Consider the following 18,047-nt stretch of genomic DNA (forward strand, 5'->3'; position numbering starts at 1 on the left):
CCCGCCGTGGCGCGCGGCCTGGCGGTGACCATCGTCGACCGCCTCGGCGCCGAGGCGGAGCCCGAGGTACGCGCCTGCCTGGAGGACCAGGAGCTGCGCCCGCACGCCATCCACTGGCTGACCGCCAGAGGGCTGGCCGCCCCGCAGCTCAGCCAGGAGGAGCTGCTGTGGGTCAGCATCGACATGCTGGCCCTGGCGCTGCCCGCGGCCGAAGAGGACCCCGAGATCTTCGCCGAGAACATCGCCGCCTCCGGCCCGCCCGCCCACCTCATCGACGAGATGTGGCGGGTGGACCACCCGGACGTCGTCGATGTGCTGGAGCTGCTCGGACGCTCGCTGCCCGACGGCACGGTGGCCAAGGCCGCGCGCAAGGCCGCCTTCAAAGCGCGCTCCCGAGCCATCCGTTGAGTACGTTCATGTGACTCGTGTGCAGTAAGTTTCGTGGGGTGGCAAACAATGTCTTCGACCTCGCCGAGCTGCGGAAGCTGATCGATGAGCAGGCCGCCGTGCCCCCACGGCCACCTGAGGAGACCCCCGAGGTGGAGCAAGAGGCGCTGACCTTCCCGCCCGTCCTGCTGGCCGCCGACGCCGAGCTGGCCGAGATCGTCCCCACGGTGCCGCTCGTCGCCGACGCGATCCGGCTCATGAGCTGGACCGGCACCCGCGAGGTCACCCCGGAAGGGCTGCCGAACGAGGCCGACGCCCGCACCGCCGCCGCCGAGCTCGGCATCGACGCCGCCCGGCTGCGGCTCGTCTGGATCGTCGCCGTCAACACCGGGCTGCTCCAGATCGCCGGCGGCCGGGCTTCGCGCGGGCCGCTGCCGGCCCGGCTCACGCCCGAGGCCACGCTGGAGTTCTGGGACGGCGTGGTCATGGACGTGCTCGACCGCGCCGACGACGGGCTGACCGGCTCGGCCGTCGTCGACGAGCACCTGGCCGAGATGCTGGCCACTGTCTACTCCGTACGTTCCGGCGTCGCGATCGCCAACCTCGCCAGGGGCATCCTGCAGTCGCACGAGGTCGCCTGCGAGCCGGGCGCCGTCGAGATGCGCAGGCTCGCCGCCTCGCTGCCCGCCGAGCTGCTCGACGCGCTGTCGCTGCTGGCCTACTGCGGCCTGGTCGAGCAGACCGCGGCCGGGCGCACCGCGCTCACCCCGCTCGGTGTCTGGGCCATCCGCAGGGACCTGCTGCGCGAGGGGCACGACGCGCCGACGACGGCCGAGGTGGAGGTGTTCGCCGACCTGTCCGCCGCCGAGCTCGTCGAGGCCCTCGTCAAGGGCTCCGCCACGCAGAGCGCCGTGGCCGGCTGGCTGGAGCGCCGTCCGCCCGCGCAGGCCGCGCACGACCTCATCGAGATCGCGGCGGAGGGCACGGCGGGGCAGCGCGGCGCCGTCGGCGCCATCCTGGAGGAGCTGGGGCCCGAGGCCGAGGCCCCCGTCCGCGAGGCGCTCGGCCTGCCGCTGATGCGCCGCTACGCCGCCTCCTGGCTGCACATCCGCGACCTCGAGGCCCCCACGCTCAGCACCGACGACCACACCTGGATCGCCGTCGACTCGCTGGCCGCCCTCATGCACCTGTCCGCCCCCGCCGCGGGCCGCCTGGACCCGCCCGAGCCGGGCGAGGACCTCATCCGGCTCGTCACCGAGATGCCCGCCGTCGGCCACCCCGACACGATCGCGGTGCTCGACATGCTCGCCACCGCGCACGACGACAAGGCCGTCGTCAAGGCAGCCCGCAAAGCCGCGATGAAAGCCCGATCGCTGGCGCACACTAAACTGGGCTGACCCACTGACGAAACGGAGTGACCCCTTTGGCGATCCAGTCGATCCGCCTGTTCGGAGACCCGGTGCTGACCACCGCGGCGGCGCCGGTCGTCGACTTCGACAAGGAGCTCCGCAAGCTGGTCAAAGACCTCACCGACACGATGATGGACGCCCCCGGCGCCGGGCTGGCGGCCCCGCAGATCGGCGTCGGGCTGCGGGTGTTCACCTATTACGTCGATGAGCAGCTCGGCCACCTGATCAACCCTGATCTCGACCTCTCCGCCGACATCGACGAGGAGGGCGAGGAGGGCTGCCTGTCCTTCCCGGGCCTGTCGTTCCCGACGCCGCGGGCCATCCGCGCCGTCGCCAAGGGCTTCGACATGTACGGCGAGCCGGTCACGCTGGAGGGCACGGACCTGATGGCCCGCTGCTTCCAGCACGAGACCGACCACCTCGACGGCATCCTGTTCATTGACCGGATGGACCCCAAGCAGCGCAAGCTGGCGATGAAGGCCGTCCGCGAGGCGGAGTGGAGCGGCCTGTCCGTTCCCGCGGTCAAGTTCTCCCCGCACATCACGGGCGGGAGGGCACTCTGACGATGCGCCTGGTCTTCGCGGGCACGCCCGAGACGGCGCTGCCGTCACTGCGCACACTGATCGACTCGCCGCGGCACGAGGTGGTCGCGGTCGTCACCCGGCCCGACGCCCAGTCGGGGCGCGGTCGCAAGGTGCACCCGTCGCCGGTCGCCGAGCTGGCCGAGGAGGCGGGCATCGAGGTGCTGCGCCCGGCCAAGGCCGGCGACCCCGAGTTCCTCGACCGGCTGCGCGGGCTGGAGCCCGACTGCTGCCCCGTGGTCGCTTACGGGGCGCTGCTGCCGCAGTCCGCGCTCGACGTGCCGCGGCTCGGCTGGATCAACCTGCACTTCTCGATCCTGCCCGCCTGGCGGGGCGCCGCGCCCGTCCAGCACGCGATCCTGCACGGTGACGAGATCACCGGCGCCTCGACGTTCCAGATCGTCAAGGCGCTCGACGCCGGCGACGTCTACGGCGTGGTCACGGAGCAGATCCGGCCCGACGACACCAGCGGCACCCTGCTCGAACGGCTGTCGTTCTCGGGCGCCGAGCTGCTGTCGGCCACGCTCGACGGGGTGGCCGACGGCAAGCTGGAGGCGCGTCCTCAGCTTGCCGACGGGGTCAGCATCGCACCCAAGATCAACGTGACCGACGCCCGGGTCGACTGGTCCGCGCCCGCCATGCGCGTCGACCGCCTCATCCGCGCCTGCACACCCAACCCGGGCGCCTGGAGCGAGTTCCGCGGCCACCGGCTGAAGCTCGGCCCGATCCGGGTCGTCCCCTCGGCCGAGCCGCTCGCCCCCGGTGCGATCGCCGTGGCCAAGAACACCGTGCTGGTCGGCACCGCCACCCATCCGGTTGAGCTGGGCGAGCTCCAGCCGCAGGGGAAGCGGCTGATGAGCGCGGGGGAGTGGGCGCGCGGTGTGCGTCCTGAGAGCGACGACAGGTTCGAGTGAGAAACGACATGGGACAGGGCCCACGCCGCCGCAACGAGGGAACTCCGGCGGGGCAGGGCGGCGGCAGAGGCGGTCAGGGCAGTGCTCGGGGTGGTCAGGGCGGCGGCCCGGCCGGTCAAGGCGGTGCTCGGGGCGGCCAGGGTGGCTCGGCCGGTCACGGTGGTGGCCGAGCCGGTCAGGGCGGGGGTCGTGGCGGTGGCCAGGCGCGTGGCCGGTCGCGGGGGCCGGCGCGTGATCAGGCGCGCAATGCCGCCTTCGACGTCATGCGGGCCGTCGACGAGCGCGACTCGTACGCCAACCTGCTGATGCCGCGCCTGCTGCGCGAGCGCGGCGTGAAGGGGCGTGACGCGGCGCTGGCGACCGAGCTGGCCTACGGGACGCTGCGCGGGCTCGGGACCTACGACGCGATCATCGAGATGTGCGTCGACCGGGCGCCCGATCCCGACGTGCGCGACGCCCTGCGGCTCGGCGCCCACCAGCTGCTCAAGATGCGCGTCCCCCCGCACGCCGCCGTCGGCACCACGGTCGATCTCGTACGGCTGCGCATCGGGGCGGGTGCCGCCAAGTTCGTCAACGCCGTGCTGCGCAAGATCGGCTCGCGGACCATCGAAGAGTGGATCCCGATCGTGGCCCCCGACGAGGCCCGCGACCCGGCCGGGCACCTCTCCGTCGCCTACAGCCATCCGCGATGGATCGTGAGCGCGTTCCGCGACGCTCTGGGCGGGCGGGCCGGCGAGGTGGCCGACCTGCTCGCGGCCGACAACGAGCGGCCGCTGGTGACGCTGGTCGCCAGGCCCGGCCGCAGCTCGGTCGAGGAGCTGACGGACAGCGGCGCCGACCCCGGCCGCTACTCGCCGTACGCCGCCTACCTGCCGGAAGGCGACCCGGGCAGGATCCCGGCGGTCGCCGAGACCCGCGCCGCCGTCCAGGACGAGGCGAGCCAGCTGGTGGCGCTCGCCCTGACCCGCGTGCCGCTCGACGGCCGGGACGAGCGGTGGCTCGACATGTGCGCCGGGCCGGGCGGCAAGGCCGGCCTCCTCGACGCCATCGCCACCTACGGCGACCTCGCGGCCTCCGGCGGCCACGGCTTCGCCGATTCCGACGACCGGGATGCCGCCGACACCATCCCCGCTGCCGGCGATGGTGTGGGCTCTGGGGGGCGGGTGGCCTTCGCAGCCGCTTCCGGTGGGCGGGCGGTGGCCTATCCGGGTGGGGCGCGGTTGGTGGCCGCCGATGTGCAGTATCACCGGGCGCGGCTGGTCTGGCAGACCACTCGGGACGCCGCCGTGGTCACCGCCGACGGGACCGAGCCCGCCTGGCGGCCGGGGGCGTTCGACCGGATCATGCTCGACGCGCCCTGCACCGGGCTGGGAGCGTTGCGCCGTCGCCCCGAGGCGCGGTGGCGTCGCGATCCCGCGGGCATCGCCGAGCTGGGCCGGCTGCAGCGGCGTCTGCTCGACGCGGCGCTCGACGCCGTACGGCCCGGCGGGGTCGTCGCGTATGTCACCTGCTCGCCGCACCTCGCCGAGACCCGGGTCGTCGTCGGTGACGTCGCCGGTCGGCGCGGTGACGTGGAGCAGCTCGACGCGCGCGACTATCTGCCGGAGATCGACGGGCTGGGCGACGGTCCGCACGTCCAGTTCTGGCCGCACCGCCACGGCACCGACGCGATGTTCCTCGCCCTCCTGCGCAAGCGCCCGCTCTGAGGCGCCTCAATCAGAGAGCTGTGAGGTTCGTCAGGCCCGAGATCGGGGCGCGGGCGACTCGCGTGGGCGCTGTTCAATAGACTCTCAGCATCATGGCCGTACAGATCTCTCCCAGCATCCTCGCCGCCGACTTCGCCAGGCTCGCCGACGAAGCCGCGGCCGTTCCCAACGCCGACTGGCTGCACGTGGATGTCATGGACAACCACTTCGTGCCCAACCTGACCCTCGGGCTGCCCGTGGTCGAGTCGCTGCGCAAGGCGACCTCGACACCGCTCGACTGCCATCTCATGATCGAGGATCCCGATCGCTGGGCACCGCCCTACGCCGAGGCGGGTGCGGGCAGCGTCACGATCCACGCGGAGGCGGCGAAGTCCCCGGTGCGGACGCTGCGCGAGATCCGTTCGCTGGGCGCGAGGGCGGGTCTCGCGCTCAACCCGGCGACGGCGATCGAGCCCTACGAGGGCCTGCTGGGTGAGATCGACATGCTGCTCCTGATGACGGTCGAGCCGGGGTTCGGAGGGCAGAAGTTCCTCGACATGGTGCTGCCCAAGATCCGCCGGGCGCGCGACCTGATCGAGCGGCACGGTGGCCAGATCTGGCTCCAGGTGGACGGCGGCGTGGACGCGGACACCATCGAACGCTGCGTGGTGGCGGGCGCGGACGTCTTCGTGGCGGGCAGCGCCGTCTATGGCGCCTCCGACCCGGCGGCAGCGGTCGACGCCCTCCGGTCCCAGGCCGAACGGGCTGCCGGCGGGGCGTAACGGCGCCTGGCCACCATCCGGTCAGAGGCCGTCTTCCTGGAGGTCCTCAGCCACGGTCGGCGGGTGGCGGGTTCCCCATGCTTGCCGTACTAGAGAAATGCTGGCGAAAGACGTCCGGCCCGCAGCGGGAGTGCGGCGGGCCGGTACGAACAGGCAGATCAGGCAAGCGCCGGATCGAGCACCACGTCCTCGCCCTGGGTGGTCGGGGCCTCGGGGAAGTGGCAGGCGGTCAGGTGGCCCTCGTGGTTGCCGGACAGGCGCGCCAGCGGCGGCTCCTCCACCGCGCACTTCTCCTGCGCCTTCCAGCACCGCGTACGGAAGCGGCACCCCGACGGCGGGTTGAGCGGCGACGGGACGTCCCCCGCCAGCCGGATGCGCTGCCGCGCCGGCCCCTCCACGTCCGCGTCCGGCACCGCCGACAGCAGCGCGTGCGTGTACGGATGGCGCGGCCGCTCGTACAGCGAGTCCCGGTCCGCGATCTCGACGATCTTCCCCAGGTACATGACCGCGACCCGCTGCGAGAAGTGCCTGACCACCGCCAGGTCGTGCGCGATGAACAGGAACGCGATCCCCATGTCCCGCTGCAACTGCTGCAGCAGGTTGATCACCTGTGCCTGGATCGAGACGTCCAGCGCGGACACCGGCTCGTCGGCGATGATCAGCCGCGGCTCCAGGGCCAGCGCGCGGGCGACACCGATGCGCTGCCGCTGGCCGCCGGAGAACTCGTGCGGGAAGCGGTTGTAGTGCTCAGGGTTCAGGCCGACGATCTCCAGCAGCTCCCTGGCCCGGGCCTCCCGGCCGCCGGGCGGGTTGATGTCGTTGATGTCCATCGGGCCGCGGATGATCGAGCCGACGGTGTGCCGGGGGTTCAGCGACGAGTACGGATCCTGGAAGACCATCTGGATCTCGGGCCTGATCGGCTTGAGCTCGCGGCGGCCCGCGTGGGTGATGTCGCGGCCGTCGTAGGTGATGCTGCCGCCGGTCGGCTCCAGCAGCCGGGCCGCCAGCCGGCCGGTCGTCGACTTGCCGCAGCCCGACTCGCCGACCAGGCCGAGCGTCTCGCCCGCGTGTACGGTCAGGTCGATGCCGTCCACCGCGTGCACCACGCCGACCTGGTGCTTGACCAGGAAGCCGCCTCTGACGGGGAAGTGCTTGACCACCCCGGACAGCTCCAGCAGCTTCTCCGTCACTTCGTCTCCTCAACGGGTCGGTCGCGCAGCTCAGCCTTCTGCTTGAGCGTCAGGTAGCAGGCGTCGCCGTGGCCGTGTTCCGGCGACAGCTCGGGCCGCTCGCCCGCGCACACCTGTTCGCCCAGCAGTCGCACGTAGTCGCAGCGCGGGTGGAACGGGCAGCCGGACGGCAGGTTGATCAGGCTGGGCGGGGTGCCGCGCACCGGCGCCAGCGGCAGGTCCACCGGGCGCCGCAGGCTGGGCATGGAGCCCAGCAGCCCCCAGGTGTACGGATGGCGCGGCTCACGCAGCACCTCCCGCATCGTGCCCCGCTCCACGGCCCGTCCCGCGTACATGACCAGCACGTTGTGCGCGGTGCTCGCCACCACGCCCAGGTCGTGGGTGATCAGCACGATCGCCGTGCCCGACTGCTCCTGCAGCTCGCTCAGCAGGTCGAGGATCTGCGCCTGTACGGTGACGTCGAGCGCCGTGGTCGGCTCGTCGGCGATGAGCAGTCCGGGGTCGCAGACCAGCGCCATGGCGATCATCGCGCGCTGGCGCATGCCCCCGGAGAACTGGTGCGGATAGTCGTCGACGCGGAGCTTGGGCTGCGGGATGCCGACCCGGTCCAGCATCTCGATCGCCCGGTCCCGCGCCGACGACCGCGAGACGCCCTTGTGCTTGCGGTACACCTCGGCGATCTGCGCGCCGATCGTGTGGAACGGCGACAGCGACGTCAGCGGGTCCTGGAAGATCATCGCGATCCGGTCGCCACGCAGCTTCTCCATCGTGGACCTGGACGCGCCGATCAGCTCCTGGCCGTCGAAGGTGATGCTGCCGGAGATCTTCGCCGTCTCCGGGTTGTGCAGGCCGAGCACGGCCAGGTTCGTCACCGACTTGCCCGAGCCCGACTCTCCCACGATGCCGAGCGTGCTCCCGCGCTCCACCTGGAACGAGAGCCGGTCCACCGCGTGGACCACGCCGTCCTCGGTGTGGAAGTCGACGGTGAGCTCGTTGACCTCAAGGAACATCAGCTCAGCCTCACGCGGGGATCGATGACGGCGTACAGGGCGTCGACGACGATGTTCATCGCCACGATCGCACCCGCCGCGACCAGGACGGTGGCCATCAGGGTGGGCAGGTCGGAGTAGTCGACCGCGCGGACCGACAGGCGGCCGATCCCCTGCAGCCCGAACGTGGTCTCGGTGATGATCGCGCCGCCGATGAGCGTGCCCAGGTCCACGCCGAAGATGGTGACGATCGGGGTCAGCGTGCCGCGCAGGGCGAAGCGCAGCACCACGCTCCTGCCGGACATGCCCTTGGCCCTGGCGGTCCGGACGTAGTCCTCGCTGAGGTTCTCCACCATCGTGGAGCGGGTCATCCTGGTGTAGTTGGCGGTGAAGATGATCGCCAGCACGATCCAGGGCAGCAGCAGACCGCCGAACCAGCCGACCGGGTCCTCGGTGATCGGGATGTACTTGGGCTGCGGGAAGACGTGCGCCTGGTAGACGAAGAAGTACATGAGCAGCGTGCCGACGAAGTAGATCTGCATCGAGGCGCCGACCAGCGACGAGATACTGGCGACCTTGTCGAGCGCCTTGCCCTGCCGCAGCGCGGCGATGATGCCGGTGGCCACACCGAACGTCAGGAAGATCACCGAGGCGCCGACCGTCAGCGCGATGGTGACGGGCAGCCGGTCGATGATGGTCTCGAAGACCGGGGCCCGGTTGACGAAGGAGTAGCCGAGGCAGGGCGCGGGGCAGTGGCCGAGGCCCGGGTAGTCCCGGCCGACGAAGATCCCCCCGAGCCACGACACGAACTGCACCACCACCGGCTGGTCCAGGCCCAGGTTGTGCTTGGCCTGCGCCAGTGTCGTTGGCGGGCAGACCTTGCCGCACGCGAGCCGCGCCGGGTCGGCGGGGATCACGAAGAACAAGAAGAAGGTCACCCCGGAGATGATCACGAGGATGACCGCGGCGCCGATGACGCGGCGGGTCAGGAATCGAAGCACGAGATCTCCAAGAGAGTGCTCCGGGCGCCGTGACGGCGCCCGGAGCAGCGGTGCTACTGCTTCACGAAGATGGTGTTCGGCGAGACGATCCACTGCTGCGGATCGATCTCGGCGCCGCCCACCTTGGAGCCGTGCAGCATGGTGGCGATCCGGTTCTCGGCCACGACCAGCGGGGTGATGGTCTCCTGGATCTGCTTGTCCAGGTTCATCCACGCCGCGTTGGCCGCGTCGATGTCCGGGTTCTCCTCGATCTTCTTCATCTCGGCGTTGACCGTCGGGTCGTTCAGGTGGCTCATGTTCTGGCCGCCGTCGGAGACCGGGCCGAAGATGACCGGCATCACGGTGGAGCCGGACGGCCAGTCGGCGCCCCAGCCGCCCCAGTACAGATCGAACTCGTTCTTCGTCTGGCTGATCGAGTCGTAGTAGGTCTTACGGTCCAGCGGCTTGGCCACGACCTTGATCCCGGCCTTCTCCAGGGCGTTCTTGATCACCAGGGTGACCGGTTCCTGGGTGGGCATCTGGTTGTAGGCGTACACGATGGTCGGGTGGGGGTTGCTCGACTCGGCCAGCAGCTGCTTGGCCTTCTCGATGTCGCCCTCGGGCTTGTCCTTCTTCCCGAACAGGTCGTACGGCTTGTAGCCGACCGTGGTGTTCTCGTTCAGGATCGTCGTCGGCAGCGCCACCGACTGCGGGCCGCCCAGGGCCTGCTGGATCTGCTTGGACGGCCAGGCGTAGTTGATCGCCTGACGGATCTTCTGGTCCTTCACCCGGTCGAGGTTGAAGTAGTAGTAGTTGCCGTACGGCGAAGGGCTGATCATCCGGCGATCGGCCAGGCTCGCGTCGCTCAGCACCTGCTGCAGCCGCTCCGGCGGGGTGTTGGCGTAGAACGTGAACGCCGTCTGGTCGGGCCCCGAGTCGGCCACCAGGCGGTCGGTCACCTGGGTGGCCTCCTGGCCGAACTCCATCTTCCACACGTCCGGGTAGCCGCCGCGGATCGGGTCGGTGGCGGCGTCCCAGTTGGGGTTGCGGGCCAGCTCCATCGACTTGTCGACGACGTGCGACTTGATGATGTACGGACCGGAGGAGACGGGCTGCTTGTCGTACTTCTCCTTGGTGTCCTTGGCCTTGGGCACGATGTTGTAGCCCGCCATGGCGAAGGCGTAGTTCGCGTCGGCGTGCGGGGCCTTGAACTTGAAGACGACGGTCTTGTCGTCAGGGGTCTCGATGTTGTCGAGTTCCTTGCCGCCGTACGGGCCGGGGTAGGCCTTCTTGAAGTCGACGTCGGTGAGCCATTGCTGCACGTACTGGGGGCCGAACGTGATGAAGGGCGCGAACATCCGCTCCACGGACCACTTCACGTCGGCGGAGGTGATGGGGCTGCCGTCCTGCCATTTCACCCCGTCCTTCAGGGTGAACTTCCACGTCTTGCCGCCGTCGGAGGCCGTGCCCGCGTCCGTGGCCAGGTCGCCGACCAGCTTGTAGTCGCCCTTGGCGACCCGCTTGTAACCGGTCAGGCCGCGGTTGAGGAGCAGGCCCATGTTGGCATCGGTGTTCACGTAGATCTGGGCCGGGTCGAAGTGGGGGAAGTCGTCCCGGTCGATCATGGTGACCGTGCCGCCCTTGACCACGCCCTCCGGCGGGATCGCGGGGCCCTTGGAGTCCTCCGCGGTGCCCAGGGTGATCGTCGGGGGCTTGTAGGCCTCCGCCGCCGGCGCCGACGAGGCGCCCGCGCTGGCGGGAGCGCTCGACGGAGCGCCCGCGTTTCCCGGCGCGCAGGCGCCGACCAACGCCAGCGAGGCCGACGCGAGAACCGCGAGAGCCGACCGTTTGCGGTGATTCATTTCTCTCCTCTAGCGCTTGATCTTGGGGTCGAAGGCGTCGCGGACCGAGTCACCGAGCAGGTTGAAGGCGATGACGAAGATCAGCAGTGCGACGCCGGGGAAGATGAGGTAGGTGATGTCGTTCTGGTACACCTGCGTGGCGCGCAGGAACATCCGGCCCCAGTCCGGCACCTGCTCGCCCATCCCGACCCCCAGGAAGGACAGCCCCGCCTCGGCCGTGACCAGGGCGGGCAGCAGCAGCGTCGACTGGATGAGGATCGGGGTCCAGAGGTTGGGCAGCAACTCCTTGAACACGATCCTGGCCGGGGAGGCGCCGGTGACCTTGGCCGCCTCCACGAACTCACGCTCGCGCATCGACAGCACCTGGCCGCGCAGCAGCCTGGCCAGCCCCGCCCAGCCGAAGACGGTGAGCAGGATGGTCAGCGTGACCGCCCGCAGCCACACCGGAGTCTCCTCGTTGGACGGCACCAGGAACTGATCCACCACCGGCGTGAACGCGATGATGAACAGGACCTGCGGGAACGACAGCATCAGGTCGATGAACCGGCCGATGAAGTAGTCGGTCTTGCCGCCCATGTACCCGGCGACGATGCCGACCACGACGCCGATGGCGGCCGTGAGGATCGTCGCCACCACCGCGATCAGCAGCGAGGTCCTGATCCCGTAGACGAGCTGCATGAACACGTCACGGCCCAGGTTGGGCTCGATGCCGAACCAGAACTCCGAGCTGATCCCGCCGTTGGGTGCCAGCGCGTACCCGAAGTCGTTGAGCAGTCCGGGCCGGTCCTGGCCGTACAGGGTGTACGGGTCCTTGCCGTACACCAAGGAGATGACCGGCGCGAGGATGGCGACCAGGAAGAAGAAGATCACGATCACGGCCGAGATGACCCCGGTACGGTCCCGCCGGAAGCGCAGCCACATGAGCTGGCCGGGCGAGCGGCCTACGGCCTCCGGTGCTTCGGTCACGGACGTCGCGTCGATCTCTGATGCGGTGGACGTCGGTGTGGTCATCTAACAGGGCCCCCAAGCAACATGCCAGAACTGGAAGTACTAGGCCATATGGCACATTTGCAGGCGAGATCGCCTGGGGCAATGGTTTCCGGAGGCTTCACTATTTCGTTGTGCAAAGTCGACCCGGTCGTGCCATTTATCCCGTTGACCTGCGTCTATGTGAGATGTCATGATCTCTACAGGTAAAGCCTGCTTAATCACGGAATCAAGGCATAAACAAGATGCTGTCGTGACATGAACTTCGGCTTACCTGGGTAACTGTCCACTTATGGAGGACCACGGGCTCTTCGGGCCTCGCTCGGTGACATGGCGGGTCATGGGCGAGCCGATTCTGCTGATAGGCGGGTTCCGTGCGCTGCTGATGCAGGGATTGCACCCCAGGGCGATGCGCGGTGTCCTGCAGAACTCCTCGCTGATGGATCCGAATGAGGCGTGGTCGCGTTTCGTGCGCACGACGGAATTCGTCCGCGTCCGCACGTACGGTACGCGCGAGGAGGTCGAGCGGGCCGGCCGCCGGGTCCGCAAGATCCACGCCACGCTGAGCGCGTGTGATCCCGACACGGGCGAGCGCTTCCACCTCGACGACCCGGACGCGCTGCGCTGGGTGCACGCGGGTGAGGTCGACTCCTACCTGTCGGTGGCCCGCCGGGGCGGCGTCAAGCTGACGGACGCCGAGGCGGACACGTTCGTGGCGGAATGGCGGCGGGCCGCCGAGGTCGTCGGCCTCGACCCGGCCTCCGTCCCCGGCACGGTGGGCGAGCTGCATGACTACATCGAGGGGGAGCGCCCCGGCCTGCGGTTCGTCCCCGAGGCGGCGCATCCGCTGCGCCTGTCCCTCAACGCGCCGCTCCCGCTGCTGCTCACCCCGCTCAAGCCGGTCGTGCCGGGGGTGACGCTGCTGGCGTTCGCGACGCTCCCGCGCTGGGCGAGGAGGCTGTACGGCCTGCCGGCCACGCCGGTCGGCGACCTGTGGGCGACGGCCACGCTGAAGGCGCTGCACACCGGGCTGGGGCTGGTCCCGGCGCAGGTCCGCTACAGCCCGGCCGCCCGGCTGGCCCGCCGCCTCATGGCCGCCTGATGTGTTGACCAAGCGAGCGCTTGGTTGTCATAGTGGGGGTAGGTCGCATGCGGTTTTTCCGGCATGGCAGACTGGTGTGAGAAGAGAGCTAGCGTGCTCCGGGGTCGGTGAAATTCCGAACCGGCGGTGACAGTCCGCGACCCGGCCGATGCCATCGGCCGGTTGACTCGGTGAAATTCCGGGACCGACGGTTAAAGTCCGGATGGGAGGAAGCGCGCGGGTGTCCGGTGTCGAGCCGGGCGCCGCAGTGGTGTGTACGCGCACCGCCATACCCCCCGGGGCCCGCCGTGGCTTGGAGCTACTGGCGAGTAGGAGGCCCGGGGTGGAGACACCCGCTGAGGACGCCGCGCATTCGGCGCGTGCCGTCAACGACGCCATCCACGAGGCACAGGCCGTCACTGACTCCGCACGCGAGGCGCCTGCCATCTCCGGCGACGCTCGCGAGGCGCGGGCCGTCACTGACGCTATGCACATGGCGCGGGCCGTCGAGTTGGCCGCGTGTGGGCGCGGGGCCACCAGCCCGAATCCCGTGGTCGGCTGCGTCGTGCTCGACGCCGACGGGAATGTCGCGGGGGAGGGGTTTCACGCCTACGCCGGTGGCCCGCATGCCGAGGTCGTCGCGTTGCGTGCGGCGGGTGAGCGGGCGCGTGGCGGCACCGCGTACGTGACGCTGGAGCCGTGCGACCACACCGGCCGGACCGGGCCGTGCAGCCTGACGCTGCTCGACGCGGGCATCGCCCGGGTGGTCGTGGCGGTCGCCGATCCCACCCCGAAGGCCGCCGGTGGGGGCGCGAGGTTGCGCGCGCACGGGGTCGCCGTGGAGTTCGGGGTGCTCACCGAGGCGGCGGAGCGGGTCAACGCCGAGTGGCTCACCTACGCCCGGCTCGGCAGGCCGTACGTGACCTGGAAGTTCGCCGCCACTCTCGACGGCAGGTCGGCCGCCCCAGACGGCACCAGCCAGTGGATCACCTCCCCCGAGGCCCGAGCCGACGTCCACCGGCTGCGCGCCGAGTCCGACGCGATCATCGCCGGCATCGGCACGGTCCTCACCGACAACCCCCGCCTCACCGCCCGCCCGACCAACCCACCCGACCCGAGCCCGACGGGCGGCCCGGCCGACTCGAGCGGCTCGGCGGACCCGAGCCCGAAGGGCAACCCGGCCGACCCGGACCGCCCGACCGGCCCTGCCGGGTCAAGCAGCTCTACCGGCCCCAGCCATCCGGCGAGCCCTTGTGGCGGCGCCCGGCCCGGCGCGCGGGTGCCGTTGCGGGTCGTGGTCGACTCCGAGGCGCGGACACCGCCCGGCGCCAGGGTGCTCGACGGTGAGGCGCCCACGCTCATCGCGGTCGCCGACGACATCGAGACCGGCCTCGCTCGCACCGATCCCGCCCAGACCGATCTCGCTGAGACCGGCCTCGCCCAGACCAGTCCCGGCGAGGCCGGTCACAAGGCGGAGCTGATCCGGTTGCCCCGCCACGACGGCGGCCTCGACCTGGAGGCGCTCCTCCGCGAGCTGGCCGCGCGCGAGGTCGTCAGCGTGTTCCTGGAAGGCGGTCCGACGCTCGCGGGCTCGTTCCTGCGCCAGGGCCTGATCGACCGCGTCATCGCCTACCTGGCCCCGGCGCTGCTGGGCGCCGGGCCCGCCGCGCTCGGCGACGCGGGCGTGGCGACCATCGCCGGCACCCACCGGCTGGTCTTCGACGACATTTCCCCCATTGGACCGGACCTGCGGCTGACCGCGCGGCCGGTGCTCGCACCACCACGCAAGGAGAGTTGATGTTCACCGGAATCATCGAGGAAAAGGGCGACATCGTGGCCGTCGAGGCGGTGGGCGACTCGGCGCGGCTGTCCGTCCGCGGCCCGATCGTCTCCTCCGACGCGCGCCACGGCGACTCGATCGCCGTCAACGGCGTCTGCCTGACGGTCGTGGACGTCCAGGGCGACGTGTTCACCGTGGACGTGATCAAGGAGTCGCTCGACCGCAGCTCGCTCGGCGCCCTGGACGCGGGCTCCGCGGTGAACCTGGAGCGCGCCGTACGCGCCGACCAGCGCCTCGGCGGCCACATCGTGCAGGGCCACGTGGACGGCACCGCCGTACTGCGGTCCCGGGAACCTGGAGCGAACTGGGACAACCTCCGCTTCTCCCTCCCCGAGTCCTTCGCCCGGTACGTGGCGGAGAAGGGCTCGATCGCCATCGACGGAATCAGCCTGACGGTCACCACGGTTGACGACGACAGCTTCGGCGTGAGCCTCATCCCCACCACGTTGAAGCTGACCACGATGGGTGAGCTCGCAGTGGGCGACACGGTGAACATCGAGGTCGACGTGATCGCGAAGTATGTGGAAAGGCTGGTGGGCAAGCAGTGAACTGGGCTGACGCCGGATTCGAGGTATTCGGCACGCACGTCCTCTGGACGGACCTGGTCGGCAACATCGCCGCGCTGAGCACCGTCCTGCTGGCGATACGTAAGTCGATGTGGACGTGGCCGGTGCAGTTCACCGGCTCGGTGCTGCTGTTCATCGCCTCGATCAACGCGGGCATCACCGGCAACGCGCTCAAGCAGGCGATGTTCGGGGCGCTGGCGGTCTATGGCTGGTGGGCGTGGCGGCGCGGCACGCAGGACGGCAAGCAGCTGGCCGTGCGGCCGGCCACGGCGCGGGAGCGCATCGGCTACATCAGCGTGATGGTGCTGGGCACCGCCCTCGTCGGCGTGCTGTTCTTCGTCACGCACCTGTCGTGGGGAGCCGCCGTGCCGCTGCCGAAGGGCGCGTTCCTGGTGGCCGCCGACGCCTACATCTTCGTCGGCAGCGCGGTCGCCACCTGGGCGCAGGGCAGGGCGCTGGTCGACTTCTGGATCGTGTGGGTGGCCGTCGACCTGGTCGGCGTGCCACTGGCGTTCAGCTCGGGGCTGGTCGTCTCCGGCGCCGTCTACGGCGTGTTCTTCGTGCTCGTGCTGATCGGCTTCGTGAAGTGGCTGAGGGAGTACCAGGGCGCTCCCAGGGATCTGGCGGTGGTGTCATGACCGAGACCATTCTCGACCCGGTCGAACGGGCGATCCAGGACATCCGCGACGGCAAGCCCGTCCTGGTCGTCGACGACGAGAGCAGGGAGAACGAGGGCGACATCATCTTCGCCGCCTCCAAGGCCACTCCCGAGCTGCTCACGTTCACGATCAGGCACACCAGCGGCGTCATCTGCGTGCCCATGGAGGGCAAGGAGCTGGACCGGCTGGGCCTGCCCCTCATGGTGTTCCAGAACCGGGAGCGGCTGCGCACCGCGTACACGATCAGTGTCGACGCCCGTGACGGCGTGAGCACCGGCATCTCCGCCGCCGACCGTGCCAGGACGATCCGAACGCTCGCCGACTCCGCCACCGAGCCCTACGAACTGGTCCGGCCCGGCCACATCTTCCCGCTGCGCTACCACGAGGGCGGCGTGCTGAGCCGGCGCGGCCACACCGAGGCCGCCGTCGACCTGGCCAGGATCGCCGGCCTGAGTCCCGCGGGGGTCCTGGCCGAGGTCGTCAACGACGACGGCACCATGGCCAGGCTGCCCGAGCTGCGGGCCTTCGCCGACGAGCACGACCTGGCGCTCATCTCCATCGAGCAGCTGGTCGACTACCGGCGCAGGACCGAGAGCATGGTCACCAGGGTCGCCGAGACGAACCTGCCCAACGCGTACGGGATGTGGCGGGCCTACGGCTACGCCAGCGCGCTCGACGGCGGCGAGCACATCGCGCTCGCCTACGGCGACCTGTCCGACGGCGAGAACATCCTGGTCCGCGCCCACTCCGAATGCCTGACCGGCGACGTGTTCGGCTCGCTGCGCTGCGACTGCGGGGTCCAGCTCGAGCACGCCATGTCGGCGATCGCCGAGGAGGGCCGCGGCGTCGTCGTCTATCTGCGCGGCCACGAGGGCCGGGGCATCGGCCTGCTGGCCAAGCTCCGGGCGTACAGCCTGCAGGACAACGGCAGCGACACCGTCGACGCGAACATCGAGCTCGGCCTGCCGGTCGACGCCCGTGAGTTCTCCAACGCCGCGCAGATCCTGGCCGACCTCGGGGTCAAGTCCGTACGGCTGCTCACCAACAACCCGGCCAAGCTCAAGGGCATGGACGGCTACGGAATCAAGGTGCTCGGCCGCGAGCCCATGCCGGTGGCGATGAACCCCTACAACGAGCGCTACCTGAAGGCCAAGCGCGACCGCCTCGGCCATGACATCTCGGAGGCTTCATGAGCGGGCAGGGACGTCCCGCGGTATCCGCAGTGCCGGACGCCGCGGGCCTGACGGTGGGCGTGGTCGCCGCATCCTGGCACGCCAAGATCACCGACCAGCTCCTCGCCCGGGCGCTGCAGGCGTGCGACGACAGCGGCGCCACGGCCACCGTCGTACGGGTGCCGGGCTCGCTGGAGATCCCGGTCATCGCCCAGGCGCTGGCCCGCCGCTGCGACGCGGTGGTGGCGCTGGGCGCGGTCATCAAGGGCGAGACCGCGCATTTCGACTACGTCTGCGACTCGGTGACCGCCGGCCTGACCCGGATCTCGCTCGACGAGGAGACTCCGGTCGGCAACGGCGTACTCACCTGCGAGACCCTCGACCAGGCACTCGACCGCTCGGGCCTGCCGGACAGCAAGGAGGACAAGGGGTATGAGTCGACCGTCGCCGCGCTGGAGACCGCACTCCTCCTGCGGGACCTCCACTGACCTGCGGTAGGTTTCCGTTCGTGTCCGATCCGCTGCCTCCTCCGCCGTTGCCCATCACCTGGCGTCCCCGCCGGGGGAGAATCGTCGCGTACGGCTTCGCGACGCTGGTCGTCCTCGGCTCGGTGGTGATGGCCGCCCTCATCGCCGAGCCGTTCCAGCTGCCGGACCGGATCATGCTCGTGCTGTTCGGCTGTCTCGTGGCCTTCGTCCTGCACCTGCTGGGCCGGGTGCGGGTCGAGGCCGACGAGACGGGCCTGACGATCGTCAACGCCATCCGTACCCACCGCTACAGCTGGCCGGAGGTCCTGGACGTGACCCTGCTGGTCGGCGAGCCGTGGCCCAAGCTGGACTTCTCCGACGGCCGCAGCATCGGCGCGATGGGCATCCAGGGCTCGGAGAAGGCCCGCGCCCGCCGGGCCACGGCCGAACTGGCGGCCCTGATCCGCGAACGCGGCGAGGCGAGCGAGGACTAGAG

At 70.4% G+C, this 18,047-nt stretch carries 17 protein-coding genes, 1 pseudogene and 1 riboswitch; of the genes and pseudogenes, 13 read left to right on the top strand and 5 right to left on the bottom strand.

Annotated elements, in window-relative coordinates:
* The 6 genes and pseudogenes from KME78_RS56675 to rpe all read left to right on the top strand — a co-directional run.
* Positions 1-408, top strand: a pseudogene (locus KME78_RS56675) (hypothetical protein); the annotation flags it as partial.
* Positions 409-446: 38 nt separating this feature from the next.
* The gene (locus KME78_RS56680; RefSeq protein WP_219538370.1) at positions 447-1,784 is read left to right on the top strand and encodes a hypothetical protein; all 1,338 of its coding nucleotides are present in this window, start codon (positions 447-449) and stop codon (positions 1,782-1,784) included.
* Positions 1,785-1,810: 26 nt separating this feature from the next.
* Positions 1,811-2,359, top strand: a complete 549-nt coding sequence (gene def / locus KME78_RS56685) for a peptide deformylase (RefSeq protein WP_219538371.1) — start codon at positions 1,811-1,813, stop codon at positions 2,357-2,359.
* Positions 2,360-2,361: 2 nt separating this feature from the next.
* Positions 2,362-3,291 carry a methionyl-tRNA formyltransferase gene (fmt, locus tag KME78_RS56690; RefSeq protein WP_219538372.1) on the top strand — a complete coding sequence of 310 codons (930 nt, stop codon included), beginning with the start codon at positions 2,362-2,364 and terminating at the stop codon, positions 3,289-3,291.
* 8 nt (positions 3,292-3,299) lie between these two features.
* Complete coding sequence (locus KME78_RS56695; RefSeq protein ID WP_219538373.1) at positions 3,300-4,997, top strand: RsmB/NOP family class I SAM-dependent RNA methyltransferase; 1,698 nt, start codon at positions 3,300-3,302, stop codon at positions 4,995-4,997.
* 92 nt (positions 4,998-5,089) lie between these two features.
* Entirely contained in the window at positions 5,090-5,758 is a 669-nt protein-coding gene (rpe, locus tag KME78_RS56700) for a ribulose-phosphate 3-epimerase (RefSeq protein WP_219538374.1), read from the top strand.
* A 158-nt stretch (positions 5,759-5,916) separates the two neighbouring features.
* On the opposite strand, the gene KME78_RS56705 is transcribed toward rpe, so the two are convergent.
* The 5 genes from KME78_RS56705 to KME78_RS56725 are packed head-to-tail and all read right to left on the bottom strand — an operon-like array spanning position 5,917 to position 11,790.
* Positions 5,917-6,948, bottom strand: a complete 1,032-nt coding sequence (locus KME78_RS56705) for an ABC transporter ATP-binding protein (RefSeq protein WP_219538375.1) — start codon at positions 6,946-6,948, stop codon at positions 5,917-5,919.
* Complete coding sequence (locus tag KME78_RS56710; RefSeq protein ID WP_219538376.1) at positions 6,945-7,958, bottom strand: ABC transporter ATP-binding protein; 1,014 nt, start codon at positions 7,956-7,958, stop codon at positions 6,945-6,947. The genes KME78_RS56705 and KME78_RS56710 overlap by 4 nt, the downstream gene beginning before the upstream one ends.
* A complete protein-coding gene (locus tag KME78_RS56715) occupies positions 7,958-8,938 on the bottom strand; it encodes an ABC transporter permease (RefSeq protein WP_219538377.1) in 981 nt (326 codons plus the stop codon). Before KME78_RS56715 ends, KME78_RS56710 begins: the two co-directional genes overlap by 1 nt.
* 53 nt (positions 8,939-8,991) lie before the next feature.
* Positions 8,992-10,779: an ABC transporter substrate-binding protein gene (locus KME78_RS56720; protein WP_219538378.1), complete on the bottom strand. Its 1,788-nt coding sequence runs from the start codon at positions 10,777-10,779 to the stop codon at positions 8,992-8,994.
* A gap of 9 nt (positions 10,780-10,788) precedes the next feature.
* On the bottom strand, positions 10,789-11,790 hold the full coding sequence (locus KME78_RS56725; RefSeq protein WP_219538379.1) for an ABC transporter permease: 1,002 nt from the start codon (positions 11,788-11,790) through the stop codon (positions 10,789-10,791).
* A gap of 316 nt (positions 11,791-12,106) precedes the next feature.
* Between KME78_RS56725 and KME78_RS56730 the strand changes: the two genes are divergently transcribed.
* The 7 genes from KME78_RS56730 to KME78_RS56760 all read left to right on the top strand — a co-directional run bounded on the left by KME78_RS56730 (position 12,107) and on the right by KME78_RS56760 (position 18,045).
* A complete protein-coding gene (locus KME78_RS56730) occupies positions 12,107-12,868 on the top strand; it encodes an oxygenase MpaB family protein (protein ID WP_246654739.1) in 762 nt (253 codons plus the stop codon).
* Between the two features lie 89 nt (positions 12,869-12,957).
* Positions 12,958-13,088: riboswitch (FMN riboswitch) on the top strand.
* 246 nt (positions 13,089-13,334) lie between these two features.
* Entirely contained in the window at positions 13,335-14,645 is a 1,311-nt protein-coding gene (ribD, locus tag KME78_RS56735; RefSeq protein ID WP_219538433.1) for a bifunctional diaminohydroxyphosphoribosylaminopyrimidine deaminase/5-amino-6-(5-phosphoribosylamino)uracil reductase RibD, read from the top strand.
* Positions 14,645-15,235, top strand: a complete 591-nt coding sequence (locus KME78_RS56740; RefSeq protein ID WP_219538381.1) for a riboflavin synthase — start codon at positions 14,645-14,647, stop codon at positions 15,233-15,235. The genes ribD and KME78_RS56740 overlap by 1 nt, the downstream gene beginning before the upstream one ends.
* The gene (locus tag KME78_RS56745) at positions 15,232-15,891 is read left to right on the top strand and encodes a nicotinamide mononucleotide transporter family protein (protein WP_219538382.1); all 660 of its coding nucleotides are present in this window, start codon (positions 15,232-15,234) and stop codon (positions 15,889-15,891) included. Before KME78_RS56740 ends, KME78_RS56745 begins: the two co-directional genes overlap by 4 nt.
* Positions 15,888-17,105 carry a bifunctional 3,4-dihydroxy-2-butanone-4-phosphate synthase/GTP cyclohydrolase II gene (locus tag KME78_RS56750; RefSeq protein WP_246654740.1) on the top strand — a complete coding sequence of 406 codons (1,218 nt, stop codon included), beginning with the start codon at positions 15,888-15,890 and terminating at the stop codon, positions 17,103-17,105. The genes KME78_RS56745 and KME78_RS56750 overlap by 4 nt, the downstream gene beginning before the upstream one ends.
* Entirely contained in the window at positions 17,102-17,572 is a 471-nt protein-coding gene (gene ribH / locus KME78_RS56755; RefSeq protein WP_219538383.1) for a 6,7-dimethyl-8-ribityllumazine synthase, read from the top strand. The genes KME78_RS56750 and ribH overlap by 4 nt, the downstream gene beginning before the upstream one ends.
* 20 nt (positions 17,573-17,592) lie before the next feature.
* A complete protein-coding gene (locus KME78_RS56760) occupies positions 17,593-18,045 on the top strand; it encodes a PH domain-containing protein (protein ID WP_308127522.1) in 453 nt (150 codons plus the stop codon).
* Positions 18,046-18,047: the final 2 nt, after the last annotated feature.

It is taken from the genome of Nonomuraea guangzhouensis, from assembly GCF_019396345.1.
In the GTDB taxonomy this organism is placed as follows: Bacteria; Actinomycetota; Actinomycetes; order Streptosporangiales; family Streptosporangiaceae; genus Nonomuraea; species Nonomuraea guangzhouensis.